Raw genomic sequence first — 9145 nt, 5'->3', positions numbered from 1 at the left:
CGAAGAGTCGTTCATAGAGCAGTCCCCGCCGTCCGCGCTCCACATCAATGAGAACGTTGCATGAGATCCCCGACCTGAGTGCCAGCGCCTCCTGGGTGAGCCCGCGGTCTGTGCGTAGCGCGACGATGTTGGCGCCGACCATCCGCCGCGCACGCTCCCAGGACGCGACGCGGTCCGGGCTGTTCTGGCTGGGACGCGTCGGCACACCTCAGCAAATGTGCACCACAACCAAATGTCTGCCCTACTAGTAGTACATTGCCGAAGTATGTCGACTGCCACTGCCTGATGGTTCGATCCCTCCCGATCCGGGTGCCACCCCACCCTGGCGAAGGTCTCGATTCCTATCTCGAGGCGCTGGCGGCGCGTCATCACGCCGCCTGGGGCGATGTTCTGGACGCGGTCGGTCTCGACGCGGGCACGTCCGGTGGGCGGGAGTTGTACTCGTGGCTGATGGTGTTGCCGGTGGACCGGGCTCGAGACCTGCAGACCAGTTGCGGGGTCGACTGCGCCACAGTGCAGTCAATGACGGTAGCGGACCTGATCGGCTCCGCCGGCGAATCACACTGCACCGCAGCGCCGATGGTGCCGGTGTGCCTCTCGCCGCCGCGGTCGCGGTTCTGCCCGGCATGCCTGGCCGAAACCGGGGGACGCTGGCAACTCTGGTGGCGACTGCGGTGGGCCTTCGCCTGCCCAATCCATCAGTGCCTGCTGGCCGACACCTGTCCGTGCTGCGATCGCTGGCAGCGGATCGGTCCCCACCCCCACGGCCTCGTGCCGACGCCGGCTCGGTGTTCCCGCAAAGCGGACAACGCCTACGGACGCGATCTGCGACGGTGCGGCGCCGACCTGTCAGCCGCGCCGACGCGACGCTACCTCCGCGACAGCGCAGTTCTGCAAGTGCAATCGACCATCCTGGGCGCCTACCGCAGCGGGTGTGCCGCCTTCGGCATCTACGCGCCCGACCCGGTCTCGGCTACTCAACTCACCGCCGACCTCTCGGGCCTGGCCGCCCGGATACTGCGCTACGCCCACGCCGAGGATCTCGTCGGCCTCCTACCTACCGACCTCCTCGACAGCTATCGGCACTGCGTGACGAACCGCCCGGCGCACCACCCGCACGCGGCCACACCCGTCTCAGGAGCCGCCGCGACGGCCGTCGCCGCCGTCGTTGCGATGCGCGTACTCACCTGTTCCGATCCCCACGCCGCAGGAGCACAACTGCACTGGTTGGTTTCGGCATCGCGGCGGCGAGGCCTGGCGGTCACCGCATCCAACATCGGGTGGAGCCGCCACATCAGCGACGCTTTGCACAGTGCCCAATTATGTTCGCTGTCACCGTTTTTAACGCCCAGCGACCAACTGCGGTACCGCAGCGCCGCGGCCCGCCCCACTGCCCCTGACGCATCCACCGACCGGACCCGGCATGTGCCGGCGATGCTGTGGCCCAACGCTGCCTTCTTCTTCGCGGCTCCCGCAGTCGGAATCGAACAACTCCGCACCGCACTCTCGGCCGCCGTCTGCCTGGTCAGTGCGCGCAGAACCCTGCCGCACGTCATCGCATCGCTAGGATCGGCCACCACTGCGCCGGCGGTGTCCCGGGTCCTGCAAGCACTGCGCGCCGATCACCGCTGGCCGGCCATGTTGGCTGCGCTGACGGGTCTAGCTGACACCCTCGACAGCGGTACCTGCCCAATCGACTACACGCGGCGACGCGCGCTGCCGTTCGAGGAGTTCCTGTCCGATCCCCAGTGGAGCGAGATCTGCTGGGACACCGCGACACCGACGGGACGCGCACTTCGCGTGCGCCTCGTCCGGTGTTGGATGTTCGAGCGAGCGATCGGCTCCCCGGTACGCGACTGCTGCCACGCCCTCAACAGCGCCGAGTTCCGCAGCAAGGTCAAGACGCTGCCGCTAACGCTCACCCCGGCGGCGGTGGCCCGCCTCGATCACGCGGCCACCGAGTTTCTCCACCACCACAACGTGCACGACGAGCCGCTGCGGTGGCAACCGAACCCTGACCTGTTCTCCGCCTCCGGGCTGCGCTCCCCCACCGGTGACCTCACGACAATCCGCCGACTCCTCGACGAAGGGCGCTCCACCCTGACCGCTATCGCCGCCCAGACCGGCACACCCGTGGAGTACCTGCACCACCTGATCGGCGAATGCGATCCGCCACTGCCGCACCATCCATCGGCACCCGCATCCGCGGTGCGCACCTCCGGGATGCCCGTGATGTCGAGGGCTGAGTTGATTGACCTGTACGAGGGCCGGCAGTTGGGGCTTCAGCGCATCGGCCAGATCTACGGGGTGTCACGCCACACCGTGACGCATCTGGCCCGCCGCTACGGTGTGGCGCTGCGCCGGCCCGGCCGCCCCTTCCATTCGTGAAACCGAGTCGCGCGGCTTCCCGGTACAGCACGCGACTGCGGCACTGAATTGCCTCCGGGAGCGCTTTATTCAGGCACGACTGTCAGGCGCCGTGGTTTGCGGGTCGGACGCCGTGCGGTGCGCAGTTCTGCTGCGGTGAGGTCCCGCGCTGATTCTGCTGCGGCGTCGATGGGTGTGGCGTCGAGGAGTTGTTCGGTCAAGGCTTCGGTGCCGGTCCGGATGGCACGCGAGCTGGCCCGGTTGATCAACGTCATCAGCGACCCGATGTGGCCTGAGGTGCGTGCGTAGAGGTAGTCGGCGAGTTGAACGGACAGCGCGCCATCGCGGTGCTTGACGAGGACGACGCGCTGTTCGATTGCGTGCAGTACTGATCGCCATTGCTTCTGCCCAGCGGTGGTCTTGGCGAATGGCTCCATGGTCAATCGCGTGGTGCGTCTGGCGGTTTGAGCGAGTGTGGATTCACGCACGGTGCGTCCCTCGGTGAATAGTCCGGCTTCGGTGAGTCCGACACCCACCAGGACAAGGGTGACGGGGAACTCGTTGGCGATGAATTTGAGGTGGTTACTGACTTTCACGCCGTCTGCGGCCCGCCACCGCAGGAAGTGCAGGTCGTCGATGATGAGGAGTCGCACCTCGCAGGCCAGGAAAGTGTCAAGGGCGCGGCGCGCAAAATCAGCAGCGTTACCCCGAGACGTGCCGGGGTGAGCGAAGAAGTGCAGCAGTGAGACGTTGAGGTCACGCAGGGTGGGGTGCCCGCTGAGGGTGACACGACAGACCGGCCAGCGCTCGTTGCCCTCAGCGGTTCTGGGGCTGTTCTCGGCGACCTCGCGCAGGTGGAATTCCTTGGCGAACTGCTCGACGGCGGTGCTCTTGCCGAGACCGGCCGCTCCTTCGATAGCGACAGCACCTTTGGCGCGGTCGTTGTCGTGCAGATTGCTGTCCACGATGTCCCACAGCGTGTCGTGTAGTCCTCGGAGTTGCGGCGTCCGCAGTACGCCCATGTTGGCGTGCCAGTCACGTCGTTGCTTGTCGTACTTCGCTTTTCGTGAAGGGCTCAGAGCCGAATGCTTGCGGGCGGTGAGGCGTTCGGGTTGGACGCGAGGTGGGGCATTGACGATCCTGGCCCACCCCTCCTTGTGACCCATGTGAACATTTTGGAGGTCGGTCATGCCCAGTCCATGCTGTCGTCGTCGTAGTCCTCGGCCAGTTCGTCGTCGGTATCGTCGTCGCTGGCGGCCGTCTCATCTCGGCGAGGTGGAGGTCGATCCGCCGGCTCGGTGACAGCCTGCACGGCCGGCAGGCCGGCGACGACGGCAGCGTCGGTGGTCTCGACCTGGTTGCTCAGCGCCTCGTCCTGACGCGACATCCGAAGCGCCATACGCCTTTCGGCGGCGCTGACTCCCATGTGCAGGTTCCAGCGTGTCAGCAGCTCATCGAGTGCCAACCGATCATCAACAAACCCGTGCTCCTGTAGGACGATTCGGCGGGCGTAGTGCAGTGCTTCCTCGCTGAATGGCGCCTCAACGTGCGCGGCGTGCTCCCACTCCAACGTGTGCCACTCCCCAGAATCGGGGTGCCGGATGAAGACATGGGCGATGTTGTCGGGGTCGACGTGAATCGGCCAGCGGTTACGGAACTTCCCTGTGTAGGGGCTTGTCCTGTTTCCCAGTTCCGACAGAATGTCGCCGGTGTAGCGGAGTGTGCCGCATTGCACGCCGTAGTGCTGGATGGTCCGGGCCTCCACTTGCAGGAACTCATAAGCCAGGAAGGGGTCTCGGGGCGCCTCGATATAGCCGGCTCGAGCCATACCGTGCGCGAACATCTGCGCCGGGGTCATCGTCGCCCTGGGAAGATGCATGTCGAACAGGCTGCTGTGACGAGTGTGGTGATACACAGCGGCGATCCACTCGCGGACGATGGCTTCCAGCTGGTCGATGTAGAAGAATGCGTGCCCTTCCACGTCGAGACCCCGTGCGTTGATGTCGGGGCCTTTGTAGCCGGGCAAGTACTGCAGTAACCCTTCCCGCACCGTGCGGAAGAAGCGTTCCAGCGGGCCCTTGTCGCGGCCTTCGCGGATGCGGGCTGGCTGAATGGAGATACCCAAACGCTGGCACACGCTGTTGAGGTGTTCGGAGACATAGATCTTTCCGTGATCCACCACGATCGTTTCTGGCGTCAGCGAAGGACCGGATGCTGCCTTGCCCAGAGTGGTGGCGAGTTGGTCGGGGTCGATGAGGACTGCTCGGGGGATGCCGTGATGTGGCCACACCGCGTAGTCGGGCCAACTGGCCGGTGCCGGCGGCGGGCGATACACCTGGAACATCATCGCGGCAGCATCGACCGCCTTCGTCGAGACCGGGGTGAGCCGCAGCCCGACGATGCAGCGGGTGTACCAGTCCATGGCCGCGGTCAGTTCGATTCGAGTCCACCGCAGCGTGATTGGGTCGACTCCGAACACATCCAGGCGTGTGGTATCGAGGATTACATACTCGCCCGGTCGGGTGGGCTGCAATTTCCCGTAGGGCCGTTTCGGTCGCGTGGCGATATCCCGGTTGCGGGCGGTGGTGCCCGTGAAGGTGCGGTGTTGGGCTTCAAGCCGTTTGAGCTCCCGGTAGGCCGTCGCCTGGGATGGTTCTGGAACCACACCGTGCCCGAAGCAGATTTCGAGCCGTTTCGAGGTTTGGTAGATGACCGCCTTCTCGGAGGGTTTCGACTCCTGCGTGTGTTCGCGCATGATGGCCAGCGCTGCTTCGCTCCACCGCGGGTCGATCCTGTTCTGTAGGGCGAATCGTGCGGGGACCAGGCCGGCTTCGCCGTTCTCCTCGTATGCCTTGACCCAGCGGCGAATGGTGCGTTCGTCGACGCCGAGCTCTGCAGCTTTGGCGGCGTAGCGGTCGCACAGCGGGCGGCTGTGATCGAACTCTGCGCGCGGTTCGCCTGCCTCCGCGAGTTCGCTGTTTCCCGACCGGTACCCGGTGAGGACCTCGCGAATATGTGCGGCCCTCTCCCGGACCTCTTCGAGTCTCTTTTTCGGTAGGCTCGACAACACCACCGCTGCCGGAACCATCTGATCGGTGGATTCCGGACCGGAGCTGTCGATCAGCAACCGAACACGGGTGCCACTGACCAGTTCCACCACCGACATCCGGCATACCGAATTAGGACCTCGCAGAACAACATCGGTTCCACACACGGTCGGAATCCACTCAGTGACTTCATGCACTGCACCGTCGTACATCACGCGCGTCCCGACGCCGATCCGCACACCCGCCCCGCTCACGACGAACTCCGCACCCTCAGAATCGATGTCGAAGACAAGACTTTCGACAGGTCGGTAAGTAATTCCCGGGTCCACAACATGTGCAGTAGTGCCGCCCGGACCAGCGGTTCTGCACCGTGCGTATCGTGAATCGCCTCGCCCACCGAAGCCCCATCCAGTTTTCGTGTTCGCAGTTGGCTCAGCGCAAGCTCGTTGACCCACGCCCGCCGCCGATAACCGGCAAGAAAGCGGACGTTCTCCATTAGCACTCGAGGCTGCTCACTCGCAACTTCGAACGACCAGCCAAGAGAGTCGACAACGGCGCGCACCCATTCGAACGTCCCGGCCACCGCGGGATCGTCGAGCAGCTCGGCAGGCTTGACATCCACGACCACCGGGCCGCCGTCGGTGAGCAGCAGATAGTCAGGAATGTGACGACGTATCTTTCCACCGATTGGCGTCTGCATCATGAACGGCTGCGCCACAATGTGATTCACAGACGTATCGAAGTCCGCCATCAGCAACCGCGCCAGTTCGAGACGTGACTCGTATATGACATGGGCAGACATTGTTGATGCCCAGTAGCTGCCCGAGTAGTGCTGCTGCCCGTAGTACCAACGAAACGTCCGCCACGGCAGAACATCTCGAAACAGGTCTTCGGTTGCCTGGCGCATCGGAATCTCCCGTGCAGCGCCGTCGCCACCGCGGACACACAGACGAGCAGTGGAGTCAGCCTCGACACCGTTTGAGATTCCTGAGCTTTTCAAGACAACACGGCCATTCCCATCGAGCAGAGTTCCCGACCAGCGTGAACCCAGAGAAGCGCGCCGAACCATGAGCTTTGGCGAATTGGAACACAACCGAGACCAAGGCTTTACGTTGAGCGGAGCAGGACAATACAAAATCCTTGGGCATGCTTTCACAACTAGGGCGATGCACGGTGCGTCACCGCAAGAGCGAATTCGACTCGCGTGCGTCGCCTGCCCTTCTGGGCATTTTTTCACACTGGCAGTCCAGCGATAGGCGAGTAGGGATGCGCTTTCACTGCGGGTGGCTTACGAGCCGCGAAGAGACACTGGGATTCGATGCGGCCCCTACCGGCGGAGGGCACACGAGTCGCGCGGTGTTCGGAAATTTGCATTCGACTGGCGTCAAGGCAGCCGCGGATCAGGACACACTGGATTCTAGTTAACTCGAGGTCCCCAGAGGCTCTGATTTCCCTCGACTCGGCGCTGGTGCAGTCGACCTCCGTGGCCGGCACAATTCTTGACTATTCAAGCTTTCTCACGGAAATGTCCAATTGGACATGCGTTGGACATTTCATTTGAGAATTGGACATCGAGTTTGAGAATCTACAGTCGCCGATAACGACGCGATACGTCACCGCAACTGCGACAGGTGCAGTTGATACGCGACGGTGATCGTCCATGTCGGACATGTCTTCGACAATGCGAGGTCCCTTACGGTGAGAATCTGAAGACGCCAACTTTTGCGTGCTGGTCCGGTATCCGAGCCAGCACCGGGGTGTATCTGGCAAGCCAAGTCGAAAACACCCGATGTGCCTGTACCCCCGCTCCTCGCGCGGGCGCCGGCAATGGCGCGACGCGCTGGCGCATTTCAGGAATAACTGCTGATATCCATCGGGGTGCGGCACGTCGCATCCGAAAGGCGGTGCAAAAGCACAGCCCGGTTCGTCGCCGCGCCGTCAGACCGGCCCCCGTCACCGAGCAGCTCTAGAACGGATGGCCAACGCCTTCCTATGGTCGGTGCTGGTCGGTGAATCCGCGACACGCCGTGGTTTCGTATGGTGCCGATTGGCTTCAAATAGCCAGTTCAGAACACCTTTCGGGACCACGACTAGTTGACCTTGCAGGCTCTCCTAAAGCCTCATTAGAGGAGCTAGAGACAGCCCCGGCGAGGAAGCTGTAGCTGCTGGCCGGGTATCGGCGGCTCGCTCCAGTTGTCGTTTATTCGTCCAAAATGGTCGGGATCGCCAGGAATCGACCGGCCTTACCGAGCACGGCGAAACGTCGAGTCCGCTTGTCGCTCAAGCGTGTAAAGCACGTAACAGGTCTGCCGAGACCTGTAGTTTTGCTAATCCCTAGATAGTGGATAGAGGGATGCCGGCGCCGGATACGTTATCGCCGCGACGCACGTTGAAGATATGACCGAACGGAAGGACGTATATGTCGTCGTTGACGAGGGCGTCGTCGTCCCGCCCGGAACAGGCGCGAGAGGAGGATAGCCACTTTCACGTTATTCCACGCGGCCAGGCGAAAATGGTTGAATTTAATACCTTTGAACAATCTTTCGTCGAATCTCGGTGCCGTTGTGGACGTTCGAATCGATCGGTCCTACCGTGACAAACATGGGGCAACGTAGGACAGAGCATCCCACCGCGGCCGGCCGCGCGATGTCGTCGACCACATCGCAAACATGAGTTGGAAAGCGCTCGACTGGGCAACCGACTCCGACATCAGATCACCGACCACAAAGTCTGTCTTGCACCTTCTGGCCAACAAGGCCGATGAAGAATTTTCGTGCTACCCGTCGATCCGAACACTCATGGCCGAATCCGGTGCTGGGCGAAGTACCGTCATGCGAGCGCTGAAGGAACTGGAAGCCAAAGATTTCATCACACGCCGGCCGCAGTTCCACGATTCCGGAGCACAGCGATCCACCCGCTACTACCTCAACCATCCCCAAGCACCCCATCTAGCAGCCCGTCCCGATGTGGGACCCCTCCGTCCCAAATCGACACCGGCCCCGTCTCACCACGGGACGGGGCCTATCCCACCGCGAGACCCCACGGGGGTGCCAAATCGGGACCCCTTGAAGCCCCCAATAGAACCACCAACCGAAACCGCATCCGATGCCACCAGTGCGCTCGGCCCCCTACCGGGGCCCTGGAGGGTTGGTGGGAAGGATGCCGAATTCCTGATACCCGCCTTTGAGGCCGCGCTAGCGTCGGACTGGACCCTCGAGAACCTCATCCCGCACATTTCACAGAACCCCGGTGGCGTCCGAAGCGCCGCCTGGGTCCTGTCTCGCCGCCTAGCCGACCTACCCCACCCGCCCCCGCGCCCCTGCCCGCCAACTATCGCGTGGTGCGGCGAATGCGAAGACGAACGATCGCGCATCGTCACGATCGCCATGCCCGACGGCACCGAAGCAGCTGCGTTCTGCACCCGCTGCAGCCCGCAAGCACAATGAAATACACGTGACTCATATCCATCCGTGAAGGAAGTGAATTAAATTGGACGACAGCGTCTTTAACGAGCTTCCGCTGCTCCTGACGATGCCCCGTGCCGCGCTACTGCTGGGAATCACTCGTGCAGCCACTTACCGCCTCGTAGGGTCCGGCGAGCTTCCAGCCCGCAGAACTTCCAGCCCGCAGACTCGGCGGCCGCGTCTACATCGTCACCGCAGCACTCCGCGAGCTGGTCGCCTCATGAAAGGGTCCGTACACAGATGCGGTTCGAAGCGGTACTACAAGTT

6 protein-coding genes are annotated in these 9145 nt (G+C 63.1%); 2 read left to right on the top strand and 4 right to left on the bottom strand.

Annotated elements, in window-relative coordinates; translation table 11 throughout:
* A partial coding sequence (locus QOI01_RS25340) for a helix-turn-helix domain-containing protein (protein WP_526385885.1) occupies positions 1–205 on the bottom strand: 205 nt, incomplete at its 3' end.
* A gap of 80 nt (positions 206–285) precedes the next feature.
* On the opposite strand from QOI01_RS25340, the gene QOI01_RS25335 reads away from it, so the two are divergent.
* Positions 286–2388 (top strand): TniQ family protein, encoded by a 2103-nt coding sequence (locus tag QOI01_RS25335; protein ID WP_526385883.1) that lies wholly within the window; start codon positions 286–288, stop codon positions 2386–2388.
* Between the two features lie 65 nt (positions 2389–2453).
* On the opposite strand, the gene QOI01_RS25330 is transcribed toward QOI01_RS25335, so the two are convergent.
* Genes QOI01_RS25330 through QOI01_RS25320 form a run of 3 tightly spaced genes read right to left on the bottom strand, consistent with a single transcriptional unit; the run spans position 2454 to position 6321 of the window.
* Positions 2454–3533 (bottom strand): ATP-binding protein, encoded by a 1080-nt coding sequence (locus QOI01_RS25330; protein WP_526385881.1) that lies wholly within the window; start codon positions 3531–3533, stop codon positions 2454–2456.
* Positions 3534–3553: 20 nt separating this feature from the next.
* Positions 3554–5668 (bottom strand): TnsB C-terminal domain-containing protein, encoded by a 2115-nt coding sequence (locus tag QOI01_RS25325; RefSeq protein ID WP_526385879.1) that lies wholly within the window; start codon positions 5666–5668, stop codon positions 3554–3556.
* Positions 5665–6321 (bottom strand): TnsA-like heteromeric transposase endonuclease subunit, encoded by a 657-nt coding sequence (locus QOI01_RS25320; protein WP_526385877.1) that lies wholly within the window; start codon positions 6319–6321, stop codon positions 5665–5667. The genes QOI01_RS25325 and QOI01_RS25320 overlap by 4 nt, the downstream gene beginning before the upstream one ends.
* A gap of 1762 nt (positions 6322–8083) precedes the next feature.
* Here QOI01_RS25320 and QOI01_RS25315 point away from each other — a divergent pair.
* A complete protein-coding gene (locus QOI01_RS25315) occupies positions 8084–8860 on the top strand; it encodes a helix-turn-helix domain-containing protein (protein WP_526385875.1) in 777 nt (258 codons plus the stop codon).
* Positions 8861–9145: the final 285 nt, after the last annotated feature.

The organism is Mycobacterium sp. (assembly GCF_032162605.1).
GTDB lineage: Bacteria > Actinomycetota > Actinomycetes > Mycobacteriales > Mycobacteriaceae > Mycobacterium.
This window is presented reverse-complemented; position numbering and strand designations above follow the sequence as displayed.